The following is an 18,877-nucleotide window of genomic DNA, read 5'->3' as shown; positions in this document are numbered from 1 at the left end:
CTGTATCCGCTGCGTGCGGGAACCCGCAGATGGGACCGGGCGTTGAAGCACAGCAGGGGGGATGCATCGGTGAAGACCCAACGAGACGTGCGGGATGACGCGAAGCCAGGCCAAAAGCAGGTCAAATCTGCTTATCCGGAGCTAACGGGCGAGGTGGATATGGTAGGGGCTCTACTGGACACCACCAGAGCCACCAGGGGAGGTGCGGCTGCGGCGGGTGACCGATGGGTGCCGAGGCGCCTCAGGCGGTCGGCCGTCGAGCCGAAATCCGTGACAGACACCGCTGACCGTTCCCGCTCCCACGGCCTCAAGGGTAGGGGAGGGGCCTTTGACACCGCTACGACAGCGACGTTCGCCGCCGAAGCGGATGCGCAGGCCTGGACCCCGCCCAGCTGGGAGGAGATCGTCAGCACCCACAGCGCCCGGGTCTACCGTCTCGCCTACCGCCTCACCGGCAACCAGCACGACGCCGAGGACCTGACGCAGGAGGTGTTCGTCCGCGTCTTCCGCTCGCTGTCGACGTACACCCCCGGCACCTTCGAGGGCTGGCTGCACCGCATCACGACCAACCTCTTCCTGGACATGGTCCGCCGCCGCCAGCGCATCCGCTTCGACGCGCTCGGTGACGACGCGGCCGAGCGGCTCCCCAGCCGCGAGCCCTCCCCGCAGCAGCACTTCAACGACACCCACTTCGACGCCGACGTCCAGCAGGCGCTGGACACCCTCGCGCCCGAGTTCCGCGCCGCCGTGGTGCTCTGCGACATCGAGGGCCTGTCGTACGAGGAGATCGCCGCCACCCTCGGCGTGAAGCTGGGCACGGTCCGCAGCCGGATCCACCGCGGCCGCTCCCACCTGCGCAAGGCGCTCAAGCACCGCTCCCCGGCGGCGCGCGCCGAGGAGCGCGACCGGCGGCCGCTCACTTCGGTCGCCACAGGGGAGGTCGGAATCGCGTGAGCGGTACAGGCGGTCCGTCCCCCGCCGAGCATCATCTCGGCGACCGCCTCGCGGCTCTGGTCGACGGGGAGTTGGGGCATGACGCGCGCGAGCGGGTGCTCGCGCATCTCGCTACATGTGGAAAGTGCAAGGCGGAGGCCGACGACCAGCGGCAGCTGAAGAACGTCTTCGCGGCGACGGCGCCCCCCGGCCCCTCCGAGGGGCTGCTGGCGCGCCTCCAGGGCCTGCCCGGGGGTGATGCCGACGGCTCCGGAAGTCGGCTGGGCCCCGGGAGCTTCGGCCGCGGCGCGTTCGGCGGTGACTTCACCGAGGGCGGCGAGTTCGAGGCGCGCGGCGGCTCGTTCCGGTACGTACCGTCCGGCAGCCATGCCGTCGGCGCGGTGCCCCGTCAGCCGCGCTCGCGCGGCTTCCGCATCCACGAGCCGGCCCGGCCCGCACCGCAGCGCCGCCGCTTCGCCTTCGCGGCGGCCGGCGCGGTCTCCCTGGCGGCGTTCGCGCTCGGCGGCGCCCTGCCGCTGGAGGCGGCGGTCGACACCCCGAGCGGCCGCGCCGACGGTACGGGCAGCCAGATGACGCCGCTCAGCGCCACCCCGGGACCGGTCGGCCGGCCCGGCATGACCCGCGGCGAGGCCCTGCTGTTCGCGACGGGCTCCCCCTGGGCGCGGCCGCTCCCCGGCGCGGGCGTGACCCCGCAACCGGCCCCCAGCTCGCTCGGCCTGACCGGCCCGTCGGCACCGGCGGCCGCACGCCCCGTCCCGTCGCTGCCCCTGTCGCAGGTCGCGTTCCTCTCCGACGGCCGGTCCGGCCTGCCCGCGCTGACGCTCCAGACCGGTCAGCCCATGCCGTACCACCCCGCGCAGGGCACCGCGCCGAGCACGCAGTCCGGCGCGGTCGTCGAAGGCCCGTACCTGCCGTCGGCGGCGGCCGGACGCCCCCTGGCCGGGCCCGCCGTACCGTCCGGCCTCGCCTCCCGGGAGGCGCTGACCGCCCACCGCCCCGCCCCACGCTGACCGGGCTCTGCGCGGGGTCGCGCGGACCTGGTTGAATCGCTGTCCGGGCGGCGTTCCCCTTGGGGGACGCGCCGCCGGCGAGGTGGTGGTGCCCGCCTGACACAGCGGGCGAATCGGTGGGGAGCACGGAGACCATGGACGAGGGGACGGCCGCCGGGCCGAAGCGGAACTGGTGGAGCAGGTCGGGGCAGCAGCCCGCCGAGCCGTCGGCACAGGCACCCGCCGCGCCCGGCCCCGGGGCATCCGGGGCCGAAGGGGCGGCCGCCACCCGGGAATTCGCGGCCCTGCCCGCGGCGGCGGCCGGTGCCGCGCCCGCCGGGCAGGACGAGGCCGGGGCGGGCGGTCCGCAGGCCGGCCCGGGTGGCCCGCAGACCGGCGCAGGCACGGAGTCGGCCCAAGCTCCCGGCAGCACTCCCGGCGCGGACACCGGCGCACCGCACGCCTCCGCGCCGCACGATTCCGCACACGCCTCCGCGCCGCAGGTCCCCGCGCCGCCGGCCGCCCCGCCGCGGCAGCAGCCGCTGCACCCTCAGGACCCGTACGGCACGCCCCCGTACGGCGACCCGGGCCCGTGGGCCCCCGCGCCGCCGGTGCAGCGTCCGACGGCCACCCCGGCGCACGGCACGGGTGTCCCGCCGCAGAGCACGGGCCCCGCACCGCAGGGCGCGGCACCGACGCCCGCCGGGCAGCCCGCGTACGGAGCCGGCGCGCCCGTACCGCCGCCCCAGCAGCCGTCCTCCGCCCAGCCGCAGCCCCCCGCGGGCCCGCAGCCGCAGGAAGGCTCCGCCCGTACGCCGATGCCGCAGGCCGAGCCCACGTCCGCGCATGCCCAGCCCCGACACGCCCAGCAGCCGCATGCCCAGCCCGCGCCGTACCCGGCGGGGGCCACCCCGCCGTCCGGCACGGACACCACCCGGCTCGCCGCAGCGGACGGCGCCCGGCCTCCCGCCGTCGCCCACGGAACGTCCGGCGGCGCCCCGCTCCCTCCCGAGGCGCACGGTGCGCCGCAGCAGGGCCGGCCCCAGCCCCAGCACCTCCCGCAGCCCGGACCGGGCGGCGGGACGGACCCGCAGCCGGGCGCGGCCACAGGCCCCCGGCAGCCTCAATCCCCCCATCAGCCCCAGTCCCCCCAGCCGCCCCACCCGCAGGGCGAGCACCAGGGCCACTGGCAGCAGTACGACCCCTGGCGGACGCCGCAGCACAGTGCGGTGATGCCCCTGGGCACGCCGCCTCCGCCGCCGCCCCCCAAGCGCAACCGCCGCGGCGCGCTGGCCGCGGGCGCGGTGGCCCTGGCGCTGCTGGCCGGCGGGATCGGCGGCGGCGTCGGCGCGTACATCGAGCGCAACGGCGGCCTCGGCAGCATCGAGCTGCCGCAGGACACCGGCGACCAGGGCGGCCGCAAGCCGGACAGCGTGGCCGGCATCGCGCAGGCGGCGCTGCCCAGCGTCGTCACCCTGCACGTCCGCGGCAACAGCGAGCAGGGCACCGGCACCGGCTTCGTCCTCGACAAGCAGGGCCACATCCTCACCAACAACCACGTCGTCGAGCCGGCCGGCACCGGCGGCGAGATATCGGTCTCCTTCAGCGGCGGCCAGACGGCCAAGGCCAAGGTCATCGGCCGGGACGGCGGTTACGACCTGGCCGTCGTCCAGGTGCAGGGCGTCTCCGGGCTGCGCCCGCTGGCACTCGGCGACTCCGACTCCGTGCGGGTCGGCGACCCCGTCGTGGCGATCGGCGCCCCGTACGACCTCGCCAACACCGTCACCGCCGGCATCATCAGCGCCAAGCAGCGGCCCATCACGGCGGGCGGCAAGAAGGGGGACGGCAGCGACGTCTCGTACGTGGACGCCTTGCAGACCGACGCGCCGATCAACCCGGGCAACTCCGGCGGCCCGCTCGTCGACTCCCGGGCGCGGGTGATCGGCATCAACAGCGCCATCCGCGCGGCCGACAACTCCGGCGGCGGCCTGGACGGTGGCGGCCAGGGCGGCAGCATCGGCCTGGGCTTCGCCATACCGATCAACCAGGGCAAGTGGGTGGCCGAGCAGCTGATCAACAAGGGCAAGGTCATGCACCCGGTGATCGGCGTCACGCTGGAGATGGAGTACGCGGGCGACGGCGCGCGGGTCAGCTCAAAGAGCAAGGACGGCGGCGCCCCCGTCACCCCCGGCGGTCCGGGGGCCAAGGCGGGCGTCAAGCCGCGGGACGTGATCACGAAGGTGGACGGGCAGCCCGTGCACAGTGGCGAGGAGCTGATCATCAAGGTCCGCAGCCACCGGCCGGGGGACCGCCTCACGCTGACCCTGCGACGGGACGGCAAGGAGCAGACCGCCCAGCTGACGCTCGGCGCCGCGGGCCAGGAGTGAGAGCCCGCGGCCGGACCCGGCCGGACGGCGGTCGCCCGGCCGGGACCGGCTCCGGGCGTTTGCACCGTGTTGGGACGGGCGACTCCCGCCGGACGCCGTGGGCCAGGTACCGTGATAGGCGGCCCGGCCCATAGGCCCGACACGTCCCCCTAGGCCCCCTAGGACCTGGTAGGCCACGGATTACCCCAAGGAGCTGCAAGGTGTTCTTCGACATAGGACCCCTAGAGCTGGTCGCGCTCGTGATCCTTGCGGTACTGATCTTCGGGCCGGACAAGTTGCCCAAGGTGATCTCCGATGTCATGGGATTCGTGCGCAAGGTGCGGGCGTTCTCGGACAACGCCAAAGAGGACATCCGCAGCGAGCTGGGGCCGGAGTTCAAGGACTTCGAGTTCGAGGACCTCAAGCCGCGCAACTTCGTGCGCAAGCACGTGCTGGAGAACGACCAGTACGGCCTCCAGGAGATCCGTAACGGCTTTGACCTGAAGAAGGAGATGGCCGAGGTCACGGACGCCGTGCACGGCACCGACAGTGCCTCCTCCGCCGACCGGGGGTCCGCGTCCCGGGTGAGCTTCACCAAGGAAGCCCCGGACGCCGCGACGGGCTCCGGCGCCGGGTCCGCCGCGCCGGACATGTTCACCAAGGGCCCGAAGCCGGCGCAGAGCGAGCGCCCGCCGTTCGATCCGGATGCCACCTGACTCGTCTTATGCCTGCCTTATGCCCGCTGGTGCCGAGCGGGTTGACTATGCTCCCCGTGTCCGGGGTGAGGTCGCCTGAGGGGGGCGGGCCGCCCACGACGCAGGGCAACTAGGAGGCTCCGCGCAGATGGAGACGACGGGTCGGGCAGGAGTTCAGGCGGTCACCGCCGGCACCGGACGGAAGGTCGACGGCTATCTGTCGGCCGCGTTCCCCTGGTACGGACTCGACGACGCGTTCACCGGTCCCCGCTGGCTGCTGCAGGTCGGCGCGGCCGCGGACGGCACGGTCGAGCACGGCGCGACCGGCCACGGCCAGCAACCCACCATAAAGGTGGAGAGCCGGCCGGAGGCGGAGCGCTTCGCGGTCGTGGTGACCGTCGCCAGCCGCCCCGTCAGGCGCAGCGCCGACGGCACGGGGGTCCTGGACGCCACGTCCACGTCCACGGCGGCCTGGCTCGCCGGATCGGGCCTGCTGTCGCGTACATGGCCGACGCAGATGGACCGCACGCTCCGCCAGGACTGGCTCGACCAGCAGACGATGCTCGCCTGGGAGCTGGCGGACGACCTCGGCGGCGAGGGCTGGAGCGCGCTGACGCTGCCGGTGGACGGCGTACCGACGCCGTTCCGCTACCGCGAGTCGGAGTACGGCTGGGTGCTGGCCGGCTCGGCGGGCGACGGCCCCGAGGGCGTGCACATCGGGGCGTACGGGCGCGGGATGAGCGCGTACGGTCTGGGCTTCGCGGTGGTCAAGGACATCGCCGCGTACGAGAGCGGCGACAGCGGCGCGGGGGCGGAGGACGCCGGCGACGTGCCCGCGGAAGGCGTGGCGGCGGACTGAGCCGGCCGGGCGCGGACCGTAGGGGAACCCTCCCGGCACGGCGCACCCCGCCCGTACGACGACGGAGGGGCGGGCCCGGCGGGCCCCCCCCTCCGCATGTTCCGGCCGCCGTCCCAGGCCGCGCCGGACCGCCTCAGAACTTGTTGCGCGGCGTGATCCCCAGCGACATGCCGGACAGGCCGCGCTGGCGGCCGCCCAGCTTGCCCGCGATGGCGCGGATCGCGGCACCCGCCGGGGACTCGGGGTCGGTCAGCACGATCGGCTTGCCCTCGTCGCCGCCCTCGCGCAGCCGTACGTCGATCGGGATGGAGCCCAGCACCGGCACCTGCGCACCGGTCGTCTTCGTCAGGCCCTCGGCGACCCGCTCGCCGCCGCCGGTGCCGAACACGTCGACCATCTCGTCGCAGTGCGGGCAGGGCAGCCCGGACATGTTCTCCACCACGCCGACGATCTTCTGGTGGGTCTGTACGGCGATGGAGCCCGCTCGCTCGGCGACCTCCGCCGCGGCCTGCTGCGGGGTCGTGACGACCAGGATCTCGGCGTTCGGGACGAGCTGCGCCACCGAGATGGCGATGTCGCCGGTGCCCGGGGGCAGGTCGAGCAGCAGCACGTCCAGGTCGCCCCAGTACACGTCGGCCAGGAACTGCTGGAGCGCGCGGTGCAGCATCGGCCCGCGCCAGACCACCGGGGCGTTGCCCGGGGTGAACATGCCGATGGAGATCACCTTCACGCCGTTGGCCGACGGCGGCATGATCATGTTCTCGACCTGGGTGGGACGGCCGTCCGCGCCCAGCATCCGGGGCACCGAATGCCCGTAGATGTCGGCGTCCACCACGCCGACCTTCAGGCCGTCGGCCGCCATCGCCGCGGCCAGGTTGACCGTCACCGACGACTTGCCGACGCCGCCCTTGCCGGACGCGACCGCGTACACCCGGGTCAGCGAGCCCGGCTTGGCGAACGGCACCTCGCGCTCGGCGGTGCCGCCGCGCAGCGACGACGCCAGCTCCTTGCGCTGCTCGTCGCTCATCACGTCCAGCTCGACCGAGACGCCGGTGACGCCTTCGACGCGCCCCACGGCCTCGCGCACGTTCGACGTGATCGTCTCGCGCATCGGGCAGCCGGCGACCGTCAGATAGACCGCCACCGCCACCGTGCCGTCCGCCGCGATCTCCACCGATTTGACCATGCCCAGTTCGGTGATGGGGCGGTGGATCTCGGGGTCGTTCACCGTGGCGAGCGCGGCGCGGACCGCGTCCTCGCTGGGCGCTGCGCCCTGGGGGGTGTCGGTAGCCATACCGAAATACTACGGCCGCGCGAAGCGCATCCTGAAGGGGCGGTGGCCGGGTGACGGATGAGGCGCACGGCGCCGGTGGCGGCCTCCGGAAAGCCCTGGCGACGGTCGCCCTCGTCACTCCCGGCGCCCGCTCCGCCCCCGGCGGCGGTCACCTTCGTCCCGCCGGACGCCCGCGCCACTGCCCGCGGCGCTCTCCTGCTCGCTCTCCGCGTCCACCATCTGACGCAGCTCCAGCTCCTTGAGCATGTCCTGGAGTTCGGAGCGGATCCAGTCGCGGGTGGCCACCTCGCCCAGGCCCAGCCGCAGCGCCGCCACCTCCCGGGTCAGGTACTCGGTGTCGGCGATGGCACGCTCGTTCTGCTTGCGGTCCTGCTCGCGGGTGACCCGGTCCCGGTCGTCCTGCCGGTTCTGCGCCAGCAGAATCAGCGGCGCCGCGTAGGACGCCTGGAGCGAGAGCATCAGGGTCAGGAAGATGAACGGGTACGTGTCGAAGCGCAGGTGCCCGGGCGCGGAGACGTTCCAGATGATCCACACCACGATGATCACCGTCATCCAGACGATGAACCGGCCGGTCCCCAGGAAACGGGCGATCTTCTCCGACAGCCGTCCGAACGCCTCCGGGTCGTACTCCGGCAGCAGGCTCCGGCGCGGCGCGCGCGGCTGGTCCAGGCGCACGCGGGGGCGCCCGCCGCCCGGTCCGGGCCCCGGCGCCGCACTCAGCGCCCGCGCGCGCTCCTTGACACCGTCCCGTTCCTCAGCGCCCATCGTCCGGCTCTCCCTCCCGGTCCGCTGCCGCGCCCGGCGGGCCGTGCATCTCCGCCTCGCGCCAGTCGTCGGGCAGCAGGTGGTCCAGTACGTCGTCGACGGTCACCGCGCCCAGCAGGGAGCCGCTCTCGTCCACGACCGGTGCCGCCACCATGTTGTACGTCGCCAGATAGCTGGTCACCTCGTTCAGCGGGGTGCCCGGCGGCAGCGGCGGCAGATCGGTGTCCGCGACGGAACTGACGAGCGTGAACGGCGGGTCGCGCAGCAGCCGCTGGAAGTGCACCAGCCCCAGGTACTTGCCGGTCGGCGTCTCGTCCGGCGGCCGGCACACGTACACCTGCGCCGCCAGCGACGGCGACAGGTCCGGGTCGCGCACCCGGGCCAGCGCGTCCGCGATCGTCGCGTCCGGCCGCAGCACGATCGGCTCGGTCGTCATCAGACCGCCCGCGGTGCGCTCCTCGTACGCCATCAGACGCCGTACGTCCGCCGCGTCGTCCGGCCGCATCAGGCCCAGCAGCCGTTCCTTCTCCTCCTCCGGCAGCTCCGAGAGCAGGTCGGCGGCGTCGTCCGGGTCCATCGCCTCCAGGACGTCCGCGGCCCGCTCCTCCGCGAGCTTGCCCATGATCTCGACCCGGTCGTCCTCCGGCAGCTCCTCCAGCACGTCCGCCAGCCGGTCGTCGTCCAGCGCGGCGGCCACCTCGCCGCGCCGCTTCGGGGTCAGGTGGTGCAGGGCGCTGGCCAGGTCCGCCGGGCGCAGCTGCTCGAAGGTGGCGAGCAGGTTCTCCGCGCCCTGTCCGTGCTCCTCCAGCGAGAACCCGGTCACCGCCGACCAGTCCAGAGTCAGCGCCTCTCCCTTGCGGCGCAGCGCCCCGCCCTTCCCCTTCCGTACGAAGACCTTGTCGATCTCCCAGTCACGACGGGCCGGCAGCTGGATGATGCCGATGTCCAGAACGGTGGCCTCCTCGCCCGTCTCGACCAGGCGCACCCGGCGGTCCAGCAGCTCACCGAGGACCAGGGTCTCCGACGCGCGCTGCTCGAAGCGCCGCATGTTCACCACGCCGGTGGTGATGACCTGGCCGGACTCCACACCCGTCACCCGGGTCATCGGCAGGAAGATCCGGCGGCGGCTGACGACCTCGACGACCAGGCCCAGCAGCCGGGGCGGCCGGCCGCCCACCCGCAGCATCGCGACCAGGTCACGCACCCGGCCGACCTGGTCGCCGTTGGGGTCGAAGACGGCGATGCCCGCGAGGTGGGAGACGAACACCCGGGGGGTGACCACCGCCATGCCGAGTGCCTCCGCTTCCGTTCCGCTGTGCCGTAGCGGGCCGCCGCGTCGCTGCGCGGCCGCGCCCGCTCTTCCCTGGCGTTACGTGTTGCCGCTTCTCCGCAGGTCAAGCCCCGCGACGGGGCGTGATCCGACATCAGGCTAACGTGCACCGCCCGGTGCCGCCCCGGGGGGAAGGGCCGTACGGTGTCCACCGCGCACTCCGCCGTACGGCGTGCCCGGGCCCGGGTACGCTGCCGTACTGCCGTCGAGGTCATCCGTATCAGGAGGCAGAACCGTCGTGACCGCTTTCCCCTCGGCAGGCCCCGCCGGGGCCTGCTCGCGCCGACCGGCCGTACCCCAGCGCAGGCGCGGGGCGGCGCTGACGGCGGCGGTGTGCGCGGTGCTCGCCGGGGCGCTGGCGGGGTGCGCGGCGGAGGACCCGGACGCCGGGACCAACGGGGTCGGCAAGCTGCCCGCCGACAAGATCCAGGCCAAGGCGCAGACGGCCGCCCGCGGCGCCGGGACGGTACGGCTCTCCGGCAACCTCGTCAGCCAGGGCCGCACCTACAAGCTGGACATGCGGCTCGGCCCCCAGGGCGCCCGCGGCGAACTCTCCACCAAGGCGGCCACCTTCCAGCTCCTGCGGGTCGGCGGCGCGCTCTACCTCAAGGCGGACGCCGGCTTCTGGGCCCGCGAGAAGAACGCCAACCCGTCGAAGGACGACGAGACGTCCGTCTCCAAGCTGGTGGGCAAGTACGTGAAGGTGCCGTCCTCGGACCCCGTCTACAAGCGTTTCAGCGGCTTCACCGACAAGGACGTCCTGCTCGGCAGCCTCCTCGGCCTGCACGGCAAACTGGCCACCGGCGAGCGCGGCACCCTCGACGGCACCCGCACCATCCGCATCGCCGCCGGCCAGGGCGCGGGCGGCACCCTCGACGTCTCCCTGCAGGGCAAGCCCTACCCGCTCCGGCTGCGCCGCGCGGGCGGCGCGGGCGAGGTACGCCTCACCGACTGGGGCAAGCCGGTGGAACTCCAGGCACCGGCGGACAGCCAGATCATCGATTACGGCAAGCAGATCACGCTCGGCGACTAGATGTATTGCTCACGAGCGTTGTCAACGGCTCGTGAGCAATACACCTGGGGAGCGTCTTCCGGCACCCCGGGCCCGCGCCGACCGAATCCCTCAGCGGCCGCGCCGCTTGCCCCGCAGCAGCTTGGGGAGGGCCGCCGGGACGGGGTCCCGCGTGGTGGCCGGGGTGGGCAGGGGGCGGGCGGCCTGGGCGGTGGTGTCGAAGTCCGTGGTGGCCGACGCGTCCGTGACCGGCTCCAGCCGCAGCACGCGGCACTCGCGGGCCCAGCGCCGCGGCATCGTCTCCGCGTCCGGCGCGTTCAGCCGCTTGCCTTTGAGGTCCTCCACGGCGGCCTGCCACGCCTCGCCGTCCGGCGTCAGCTCGGTGACCCGGGCCTGCCAGCTGACCAGCCGGCCGCCCTTGTCCTTGCTGCGTACGGTGACGGTCGCGGTGCCGCCGTCGGCCAGGCCGAGGTCGTGCAGCGGCTGCTCGTCGCCCGGGTCGGCCGCCCGGTCCGTACCGTCGGCTCCCGTACCGCCGGAGCCCGCTCCGACCACGCACGCGGCGCCGTCGTGCCAGACGTGCCACAGGGCCCGCGCCGGGCCGGTGGTGCCCCGTACCCAGATGAGGCCGGACTTCTTCGTGGCCTCTTCGATGAGCGCGCGGTCCAGCAGCGCCTGCGACACGGTCTCCGTCATGGGGAGCAGCCTAATGGGCGGCGGGCCCGTAGGAGCAGGCCGGTTACGCGCTGTTCCGCACGACCGGGCCCGCGCGCATTTCCCGCTCCGCCACCGCCTTTTCTCTTCGGAGCCGCGGATGTACGACTTCGCTCCCTCCCGCGACCGCCTGGCGGACCTGGCGTGCGGCACGGGAAAGGGTGGACCGCTGTGCTTCGCCGAAGCAGGTTTCAGTGTGGCGGGGTGGATTTCTCCGAAGGGATACCGGCGGTCGCCTCCCCCGAACCGTCGGCTTCGGCCATGCGCTTCACCCGAGCGGATACCGGCGGCCTATGGAGCCGTACCGCATTCGAGCACATCCGGTTCTCCTTCTCCCCGGACACGGCCGGGCGCTGCCTCAGGGAAGAAGGCCTGAGTTCGGTCAGCCACCACACGCTGGATCCGCCGTGTCACAGCCACCCGTTGCGCTTGAAGCCGCGGTGGATGCCGAAGCAGATGCCGACCGTGACGAGCAGTACGAGCGGGTAGCCGTACTTCCACTTCAGCTCGGGCATGTACTCGAAGTTCATGCCGTAGATCCCGGCGATCATCGTCGGTACGGCGAAGATCGCCGCCCACGAGGTGATCTTGCGCATGTCCTCGTTCTGGGCCACCGTCGCCTGCGCCAGGTTGGCCTGGAGGATCGAGTTGAGCAGGTCGTCGAAGGAGAGCACCTGCTCGTTGACCCGGGCCAGGTGGTCGGCCACGTCCCGGAAGTACTTCTGGATGTCGGAGTCGACCAGCCGCATCGGCCGCTCGCTCAGTACCTGCATCGGCCGCAGCAGCGGCGACACGGCCCGCTTGAACTCCAGCACCTCGCGCTTGAGTTGGTAGATCCGCCCGGCGTCGCCGCCCTTCGCCGAGCCCGGGCCCTTCGCGGCGGCCGCGTTCTTGCCGTCCGAGCCGGAGCTGAAGACGTCGATCTCCACCTCGTCGATGTCGTCCTGCATCGCGCCGGCCACCGCGATGTAGCCGTCCACGACCTGGTCGGCGATGGCGTGCAGCACCGCGGACGGGCCCTTGCCGAGCAGCTCGGGGTCGTCCTGGAGGCGGTGGCGCAGGGCGCGCAGCGAGCCCTGGCCGCCGTGCCGCACGGTCACGATGAAGTCCCGGCCGGTGAAGCACATCACCTCGCCGGTCTCGACCACCTCGCTGGTGGCGGTCAGCTCCGCGTGCTCGACGTAGTGGACCGTCTTGAAGACGGTGAACAGGGTGTCGTCGTAGCGCTCCAGCTTGGGCCGCTGGTGGGCGTGGACCGCGTCCTCCACGGCCAGCGGGTGCAGCCCGAACTCCCGCGCGATCTCGGCGAATTCCGCCTCGGTGGGCTCGTGCAGCCCGATCCAGGCGAAGCCCCCGTCGGTCCGGACGCCCGCCATCGCCTGGGACGGGGTGACGTGGTCGCTGACGCGCCGCCCGTCGCGGTAGACGCCGCAGTCCACGATGGCGCTGTTGGTGTGAGCCGCCTCGGGGAGGCCGGTGTCGTACTTGTACGGGGAGTCCTCACGCCGCTTGGACGGGCGGACGGCGGCACGCAGGTCGCGGATCATCGACATGGGCAGGCTCCTTCACGGGCCGGCCGCCAGCCGTGGGCACGCAGCGTAACGCTGCCCGGAACGTGGACGTACGCGTCGGCGCTGGCCATACGTCCGCAAAGCGGGCGGCGCTCCGTGCGCAGGTCTGACGGCAGTTCGCAGAAAACACGGAAACGAGAGTCGAAGGCGCTCTTCCGTCATCTACTTCCGGCGCGAAGGCACTTCACGGGTTTCACCGCGGACGGCTGGGGTACGGAAGCCCCTGGATCAAGAAAGCCGCTGGGCGCGCTGGGGGATGACAGGAGAACTGTCGGTACTGCACGGTCGACTTGGATCCACCGCAGCCCCACCTCCTCCGGCCGGTCCCCGCTGGGGGACGAACGTCATTCCCTGACCAGACGGCAAGGCTATCAGCCGTCAGAACCGATCCGGCGCGCCTTTGCCCGTTCCATACGAACGGCCGGCGCGCGGGCCGGGGCGGCCCGCCGGGCGGCCGCGGCCGGGCCCGTGGCCCCGGCCTATGCTCGCGGCATGTCTGACGTTCTTGAGCTGGTCGAAGCCCGCCTGCGTACGACCCTGGGCGAGCCGGACGCGCGCGCCGCCGTCACCTTCCTCGGGACCGACCGTATCGAGGTCCTGCGCTTCACCGGCGGCGGCCCGGACGGCGATCTGGTGCGTTACGTCACCCTCGGGATGTCGGACCGGCCGATGACCGACCCCACGGCGGTGCTGGCCGACCCGCTGCGCGGCCCGCGCGCCGAACTGGTGCTGTCCGTCAAGGCGGGCCGCGCCGACGTCGACAAGGTGCTCAGGCCGCTCGCCGTCCTCGCCGCGTCCCCGCAGGTCGAGGGCGTGATCGTGGCGCCGGGGGCGTCGCTGGACGTGGGGGAGCCGCTGTGGCCCGGCGCGCCGTTCACCTCCGTACTGGTCGCGGAGTCCGGCGGGCTGGTCGAGGACCTGGAGCTGGACGAGCCGCTGGATCCGGTTCATTTCCTGCCGCTGCTGCCGATGACGCCCAACGAGGCCGCCTGGAAGCGGGTGCACGGCGCCGAGGCGCTTCAGGAACGGTGGCTCAAGGGCGGGACGGACCTGCGCGATCCGCTGCGTACGGGAGTGGCGCCGACATAGCGGTGTACGGCCCGCCGGCCCGGGCGGGCGGCGCGCCGTACGGCCGTGACGAGGCCTGTCAGCCGGCGAAGACGGACACGCCGTCCTCGGTGGCGTGCCGCGGCTCCAGCTCGTGCGCCCGTACGGTCAGCGCCCGGCGCCGTACGGCCACGATGCCCGCGCCGACCAGCGCCGCCAGGGCCGCGACCACGAACGGGACGTGGATGTCGGTCCACTCCTCGATCTTCGGCGCCAGGAACGGCGCGGCCGCGGCGGCGAACCAGCGCACGAAGTTGTAGCCCGCGCTCGCCACCGGCCGCGGCGCGTCGGAGACGCCGAGCGCCAGCTCCGTGAAGACGGTGTTGTTCAGGCCGATGAAGGCGCCGGACAGGATCGTGCAGACGACGGCCGTGGCGTGGTCGCCATACCCGAGGACCAGGAGGTCGGCGGCGAGCAGTACCAGGGAGCCGCCCAGGACCTTCAGCGATCCGAAGCGCTCCTGGAGGCGCGGCGCCACCAGCACGGAGAAGACGGCCAGCAGCACGCCCCAGGCGAAGAAGACGCCGCCGGACTTGTACGGGCTCATGTCCAGCACGAACGGCGTGAAGGCCAGCACCGTGAAGAACGCGTAGTTGTAGAAGAACGCGGAGACGGCGGCGGAGGCCAGGCCGCCGTGGCCGAGCGCCTTGACCGGGTCCAGTACGGACGTCTTCCGGGCCGGCCGGGGCTGCTCCTTGAGGAACACCGTGATGGCGATGAAGCCGATGGCCATCAGGACGGCGGTGCCGAAGAAGGGGTAGCGCCACTTCATGTCGCCGAGGACCGCGCCGAGCAGCGGCCCGCAGGCCATGCCGAGGCCGAGCGCCGACTCGTACAGCAGGATCGCCGCGGCGCTTCCCACCCGTTGCCCGCCACCGTCCCGAGCCGAATCGCTTCGCGATGCCCCCATTGGATTCGCGGCTCCCACGATGACGGCGAGCGAGGTGGAGACGAACAGCGCGTTGCCCAGTCCCCAGCCGGCCCGGAAGCCGACCAGTTCGCCCACCGAGGAGGACGTGCCCGACAGCGCCGCGAAGATCACCACGAGCGCCAGCCCGGCGAGCAGCGTCTTGCGGCTGCCGATCCGGCTGGAGACGAAGCCGGTGACCAGCATTGCGACCGCGGTGATCAGGAAGTAGGAGGTGAACAGCAGGGAGACCTGGCTGTTGGAGGCGTGCAGCCCGGTGGCGATCGAGGGGAGGATCGGGTCGACGAGGCCGATGCCCATGAAGGCGACGACCGAGGCGCCCGCCGTGGCCCATACGGCCATCGGCTGGCGCAGGATGCTGGTTCCGCCCTCGTCGAACGGATCGTCTCCGGTGCCGCCGTGGCCGCTCTTGCCGCTTGCCGACATGCCGTTGTCCCCTTCCTGTTCCTGTTCCTGTTCCCGTTCCTGCTCCGGTTGCGTGCGTCGGGGCCGCGTGTCCGCCGGGTCCGGCGCTTCCGCATGAAACGTTGCCGTATACACACAATAAGTTAGCCGCCCTAAAGAATGCAAGCTACAACTACCGGTGGGGCGGACCGGCCGGGGCGCCGGATGGGTGATCGTCCTTGACGCGGCGCCCGGCCGGGAGGACCGTGGGGCTCTATGAGGGGCGAACCCAGTTGCCCGAAGTGCGGTGGCCGGGTGCGGGCGCCCGGTCTCTTTGCCGACTCCTGGCAGTGCGGCGTGCACGGCACCGTGCATCCTCTGCAACCGGTCGTCCCGCCCAGCGTCGAGGCGCTGGCCGTGGTCGTACGCCGCGCCCGGGTGCCGGTATGGATGCCGTGGCCGCTGCCTGTCGGCTGGCTGTTCACGGGTGTGGCCTGCGCGGGCGACGACCGCAGCGGCGGGCGCGCCACCGCGGTGGCCTGCTCGGGCCCGGGCCCGCTGGGCGGGCCCGGCGAACTGCTGCTGATCGCCGAGGAGCTGGGCGTCGGCCTCGGCGCACGCTACGCGGGCATCGACGGCCCCGACCCGGGCCCGCACATGTGCGTGAACAAGCCGGCGCACGTGAAGGTCCTGGCGGCCGGGCGCCCGACCCCGCTCTGGCACGTCGAGGGCGCGCCCGAGGACCGTGCGGTCTTCGCGGGGGAGGCACGCGGGCTGTGGCTGTGGGCGGTGGTCTGGCCCGCCGAGTCGGGCCTGCTGCTCTACGACGAGCTGGTCCTGACCGACCTGCGGGAAGCGGGCGCCGAGGTCGATCTGCTGCCGTGCGGGGCGCTGTCGCCGCGACTGCTGACGTGAGGGGCGGGGTGGCCGACGGCCGGGCGGGCCGTCCGCGGGCGCCCGGATACCGTAAGAACATGTACGGCGAAGAGACCGATCGGCACGGCCGAGTGACCGGCTGGAACGGTGCCCCCCAACGCTGGGAGCTGGTCGGCTGGGACGGTGACGAGCGCCCGGCCCACCTCACGGAACTGACCCAGGACGACATCCTGCGCATCCGGGACCTCTTCCCCGGCCGGGAGGACGCGTGGCTGGCGACCGCCTGCTACGAGGTGACGCCCGGCCTGTACGCCGCGATGCGGGCGGCCGTCCCGCGCCTGGAGTTCCGGGCGGGACTCGACTACCAGGTCGGTCCCTTCGCGCGGTGACGCAGCCGCTGCCCGCGGGGTGCGGACGGCCACCGGCTCTCCGGGGCCCGGCACGGCCTGACACGGGCCCGCGTGAGCGGCTGCTGCTGAACCTGACATGCCAAGGCCGTCGCCGACGAGGTACCGATGGTCGTCCAGTACGAGCTGTCGGTCCTCGGTCATCAGCTCGTCCCACCACTGGCGCGTGACGGCCAGGGGAGCGACGCAGGCAAGGAGAGCGTGAGCCGCAAACGCAGCATCATCACCGACACCCTCGGCATCGACCTCGAAACCGACCAACGCACCCCCCGGGCCAGGGGATTCCCCCCGGCCCCGAAGCGGTGGGCGGTTGAGCGGACCTACGGCTGGCTGATGCTGCACCGGCGCCTGACCCGCGATGACGAGACCCACCCACATCGGTCCGAGGCCATGATCGATCCGGCGATGGCCGACCTGCTGGCCCGCCGCCTGACCGGCGAGACCGCCGTGTCCTGGCGCGACCCGGCCAAACACAACGAACCTGGCATCCAGGGATGAAACAGCAGGCGAAAACGACCTCTGAGCGTGTGTTCGAGGGGCCGGCGGGCGGCCGGTATCCTGCTGAGGTCCCCTTGGCCGGCCCCGCAGCAGTCTGGAGTCCAGCGTCGTGCGCATCGATCTGCACACCCACTCCACTGCTTCCGACGGTACGGACACCCCCGCCGAGCTGGTGCGCAACGCCGCGGCCGCCGGGCTGGACGTCGTCGCGCTGACCGACCACGACTCCGTGGGCGGCCATGCCGAAGCCAGGGCCGCGCTGCCCGAGGGGCTCACGCTGGTCACCGGCGCCGAGCTGTCCTGCCGGGTCGGCGGCGTGAGCATGCACATGCTGGCGTACCTCTTCGACCCCGACGAGCCCGAGCTGGCCCGCGAGCGGGAACTGGTCCGCGACGACCGGGTGCCGCGCGCCCGGGGCATGGTGGCCAAGCTCCGGGAACTGGGCGTTCCGGTCACCTGGGAGCAGGTGGCGCGGATCGCCGGCGACGGCGCCGTGGGGCGGCCGCACGTCGCCGCCGCGATGGTGGAAGTGGGCGTCGTCGAGACCGTCTCCGACGCCTTCACGGCGCAGTGGCTCGCCAACGACGGCCGGGCCTACGTCGACAAGCACGAACTCGACCCGTTCGACGCGATCCGGCTGGTCAAGGCCGCGGGCGGAGTGACCGTCTTCGCGCACCCGCTGGCCGTCAAACGCGGGCAGACCGTCCCCGAGAGCGTCATCGCCGAGCTGGCGACGGCCGGGCTGGACGGCATCGAGGTGGACCACATGGACCACGACGACGCCGCGCGGTCCCGGCTGCGCGGTCTCGCGGCCGACCTCGGCCTGCTGACCACCGGCTCCAGCGACTACCACGGCAGCCGCAAGACCGTCGCACTCGGCGAGTACACCACCGACCCCGAGATATACGGCGAGATCGTGCGCCGCGCGACCGGCGCCTTCCCCGTTCCCGGCGCGGGCGGCTGACCCGTACCGCACTCCGGCCGACGGGCATGATCCGTCCTGGCCGGGTGGGCACGGCCGTGCTCCGGCCGGCGGGCGTTCGTCCCGCCGCGCCCCGTCCGGGCCGCTGCCACCCGCTCACGCGCCCGCGCGCGTAGCTCTGTGCGCGCTCCCGCTTCTTCTCCTCCCACCACCCTTCCGACTTCTCCTCTCACACACCACCGCTCTCTCGTACCACTCCCCGCAAGGCCATCACTGTGTTCGACTTCGCTGTCTTCAGTACGCTCTTCGTCACCCTGTTCGTGATCATGGATCCGCCCGGGATCATCCCGATCTTCCTCGCCCTCAGCTCCGGCCGCCCCGCCAAGGTGCAGCGGAAGATGGCCTGGCAGGCGGCCACCGTCGCGTTCTGCGTCATCGCCGTCTTCGGTCTCTTCGGCGAGCAGATCCTCGGCCGGCTGCACATCACCCCGCCCGCGCTGATGATCGCGGGCGGGCTGCTGCTCCTGCTCGTCGCGCTCAGTTTGCTGACCGGCAAGTCGGAGCAGCCGACGCAGACCAAGGACGTCAACGTGGCGCTGGTGCCGCTCGGGATGCCGCTGCTGGCGGGGCCGGGCGCGATCGTCTCGGTGATCCTCGCGGTGCAGCACGCGGACGGGATCAGCGGGGAGCTGTCGGTGTGGGCGGCGATCGTCGCCATCCACGTGGTGCTCTACCTCGTGATGCGGTTCTCGCTGGTCATCATCCGGGTGATCAAGGACGGCGGGGTGGTGCTGGTGACCCGGCTGGCCGGCATGATGCTCTCCGCGCTCGCGGTGCAGCAGATCATCAACGGCGTCATGCAGGTCGTACGCGGCGGCTGAGCGGGCCGCCGGCCGGAGTCCGAGGGCCGTCGGCCTGGGCGGGCGAACCGTCGGCCGGGGCGCACGGACCGGGCCCGGACGCGCGAAGCGCCCCGCGCGAAAGGTTTCGTGCGGGGCGCTCCGTGCGCCGGACATGGCGCGTCACGCGCTCATGAGTGACGCGGGTGAATCGTCATCGGGCGGCGGTATCGGCTGGGCGGATGTAGATGCGCTGGCCGACTGCGGCGGCCTGCTGCACGATCCGGTTGACGGAGGCGGCGTCCACGACGGTGCTGTCCACGGCCGTGCCGTCGACATCGTCCAGGCGCATGATCTCGAAGCGCAT

18 protein-coding genes and 1 pseudogene are annotated in these 18,877 nt (G+C 72.9%); 12 read left to right on the top strand and 7 right to left on the bottom strand.

Annotation, left to right across the window (positions count from 1 at the left end):
* Positions 1 to 159: 159 nt before the first annotated feature.
* The 5 genes from sigE to ACZ4Z1_RS29745 all read left to right on the top strand — a co-directional run bounded on the left by sigE (position 160) and on the right by ACZ4Z1_RS29745 (position 5,863).
* Positions 160 to 954, top strand: coding sequence for an RNA polymerase sigma factor SigE (gene sigE, locus ACZ4Z1_RS29765; RefSeq protein ID WP_468489803.1), 795 nt, complete (start codon positions 160 to 162; stop codon positions 952 to 954).
* Positions 951 to 1,964 carry an anti-sigma factor family protein gene (locus ACZ4Z1_RS29760; protein ID WP_468489729.1) on the top strand — a complete coding sequence of 338 codons (1,014 nt, stop codon included), beginning with the start codon at positions 951 to 953 and terminating at the stop codon, positions 1,962 to 1,964. The genes sigE and ACZ4Z1_RS29760 overlap by 4 nt, the downstream gene beginning before the upstream one ends.
* 134 nt (positions 1,965 to 2,098) lie before the next feature.
* Positions 2,099 to 4,330 (top strand): S1C family serine protease, encoded by a 2,232-nt coding sequence (locus ACZ4Z1_RS29755; RefSeq protein WP_468489728.1) that lies wholly within the window; start codon positions 2,099 to 2,101, stop codon positions 4,328 to 4,330.
* Between the two features lie 200 nt (positions 4,331 to 4,530).
* On the top strand, positions 4,531 to 5,025 hold the full coding sequence (locus ACZ4Z1_RS29750) for a sec-independent translocase (RefSeq protein WP_468489727.1): 495 nt from the start codon (positions 4,531 to 4,533) through the stop codon (positions 5,023 to 5,025).
* 127 nt (positions 5,026 to 5,152) lie between these two features.
* A complete protein-coding gene (locus ACZ4Z1_RS29745) occupies positions 5,153 to 5,863 on the top strand; it encodes a hypothetical protein (protein WP_468489726.1) in 711 nt (236 codons plus the stop codon).
* A gap of 133 nt (positions 5,864 to 5,996) precedes the next feature.
* Here the strand turns inward: ACZ4Z1_RS29745 and ACZ4Z1_RS29740 are convergent, their stop codons facing one another.
* The 3 genes from ACZ4Z1_RS29740 to ACZ4Z1_RS29730 form a co-directional block, all read right to left on the bottom strand.
* Positions 5,997 to 7,157, bottom strand: coding sequence for an Mrp/NBP35 family ATP-binding protein (locus ACZ4Z1_RS29740; protein ID WP_468489725.1), 1,161 nt, complete (start codon positions 7,155 to 7,157; stop codon positions 5,997 to 5,999).
* Between the two features lie 114 nt (positions 7,158 to 7,271).
* A complete protein-coding gene (locus tag ACZ4Z1_RS29735; protein ID WP_468489724.1) occupies positions 7,272 to 7,922 on the bottom strand; it encodes a DUF1003 domain-containing protein in 651 nt (216 codons plus the stop codon).
* On the bottom strand, positions 7,912 to 9,210 hold the full coding sequence (locus ACZ4Z1_RS29730) for a magnesium transporter MgtE N-terminal domain-containing protein (RefSeq protein WP_468489723.1): 1,299 nt from the start codon (positions 9,208 to 9,210) through the stop codon (positions 7,912 to 7,914). Before ACZ4Z1_RS29730 ends, ACZ4Z1_RS29735 begins: the two co-directional genes overlap by 11 nt.
* A 361-nt stretch (positions 9,211 to 9,571) precedes the next feature.
* On the opposite strand from ACZ4Z1_RS29730, the gene ACZ4Z1_RS29725 reads away from it, so the two are divergent.
* The gene (locus ACZ4Z1_RS29725) at positions 9,572 to 10,285 is read left to right on the top strand and encodes a hypothetical protein (protein WP_468489802.1); all 714 of its coding nucleotides are present in this window, start codon (positions 9,572 to 9,574) and stop codon (positions 10,283 to 10,285) included.
* A gap of 90 nt (positions 10,286 to 10,375) precedes the next feature.
* Here ACZ4Z1_RS29725 and ACZ4Z1_RS29720 read toward each other — a convergent pair whose 3' ends face one another.
* Together ACZ4Z1_RS29720 and ACZ4Z1_RS29715 are read right to left on the bottom strand one after the other, a co-directional pair.
* Positions 10,376 to 10,960: a hypothetical protein gene (locus ACZ4Z1_RS29720; protein WP_468489722.1), complete on the bottom strand. Its 585-nt coding sequence runs from the start codon at positions 10,958 to 10,960 to the stop codon at positions 10,376 to 10,378.
* Positions 10,961 to 11,388: 428 nt separating this feature from the next.
* Positions 11,389 to 12,531, bottom strand: coding sequence for a magnesium and cobalt transport protein CorA (locus ACZ4Z1_RS29715; RefSeq protein ID WP_468489721.1), 1,143 nt, complete (start codon positions 12,529 to 12,531; stop codon positions 11,389 to 11,391).
* 510 nt (positions 12,532 to 13,041) lie between these two features.
* Here ACZ4Z1_RS29715 and ACZ4Z1_RS29710 point away from each other — a divergent pair.
* Entirely contained in the window at positions 13,042 to 13,638 is a 597-nt protein-coding gene (locus ACZ4Z1_RS29710; RefSeq protein ID WP_468489720.1) for a suppressor of fused domain protein, read from the top strand.
* A 58-nt stretch (positions 13,639 to 13,696) separates the two neighbouring features.
* Here ACZ4Z1_RS29710 and ACZ4Z1_RS29705 read toward each other — a convergent pair whose 3' ends face one another.
* Positions 13,697 to 15,010 carry an MFS transporter gene (locus tag ACZ4Z1_RS29705; protein ID WP_468489719.1) on the bottom strand — a complete coding sequence of 438 codons (1,314 nt, stop codon included), beginning with the start codon at positions 15,008 to 15,010 and terminating at the stop codon, positions 13,697 to 13,699.
* A gap of 234 nt (positions 15,011 to 15,244) precedes the next feature.
* On the opposite strand from ACZ4Z1_RS29705, the gene ACZ4Z1_RS29700 reads away from it, so the two are divergent.
* The 5 genes and pseudogenes from ACZ4Z1_RS29700 to ACZ4Z1_RS29680 all read left to right on the top strand — a co-directional run bounded on the left by ACZ4Z1_RS29700 (position 15,245) and on the right by ACZ4Z1_RS29680 (position 18,552).
* Positions 15,245 to 15,883, top strand: a complete 639-nt coding sequence (locus tag ACZ4Z1_RS29700; RefSeq protein WP_468489718.1) for a DUF6758 family protein — start codon at positions 15,245 to 15,247, stop codon at positions 15,881 to 15,883.
* A 59-nt stretch (positions 15,884 to 15,942) separates the two neighbouring features.
* Complete coding sequence (locus tag ACZ4Z1_RS29695; protein ID WP_468489717.1) at positions 15,943 to 16,233, top strand: hypothetical protein; 291 nt, start codon at positions 15,943 to 15,945, stop codon at positions 16,231 to 16,233.
* A gap of 189 nt (positions 16,234 to 16,422) precedes the next feature.
* Positions 16,423 to 16,749, top strand: a pseudogene (locus ACZ4Z1_RS29690) (IS5 family transposase); the annotation flags it as partial.
* 109 nt (positions 16,750 to 16,858) lie between these two features.
* Complete coding sequence (locus ACZ4Z1_RS29685) at positions 16,859 to 17,713, top strand: PHP domain-containing protein (RefSeq protein ID WP_468489716.1); 855 nt, start codon at positions 16,859 to 16,861, stop codon at positions 17,711 to 17,713.
* A gap of 233 nt (positions 17,714 to 17,946) precedes the next feature.
* The gene (locus tag ACZ4Z1_RS29680) at positions 17,947 to 18,552 is read left to right on the top strand and encodes a MarC family protein (RefSeq protein WP_468489715.1); all 606 of its coding nucleotides are present in this window, start codon (positions 17,947 to 17,949) and stop codon (positions 18,550 to 18,552) included.
* A 172-nt stretch (positions 18,553 to 18,724) separates the two neighbouring features.
* Here ACZ4Z1_RS29680 and ACZ4Z1_RS29675 read toward each other — a convergent pair whose 3' ends face one another.
* Positions 18,725 to 18,877 carry a hypothetical protein gene (locus ACZ4Z1_RS29675; RefSeq protein ID WP_003985759.1) on the bottom strand — a complete coding sequence of 51 codons (153 nt, stop codon included), beginning with the start codon at positions 18,875 to 18,877 and terminating at the stop codon, positions 18,725 to 18,727.

This window comes from Streptomyces sp. NPDC030165, from assembly GCF_055573595.1.
Note: the sequence above shows the minus strand (reverse complement) of the source record. Positions and strands in the feature narration are given on the sequence as shown.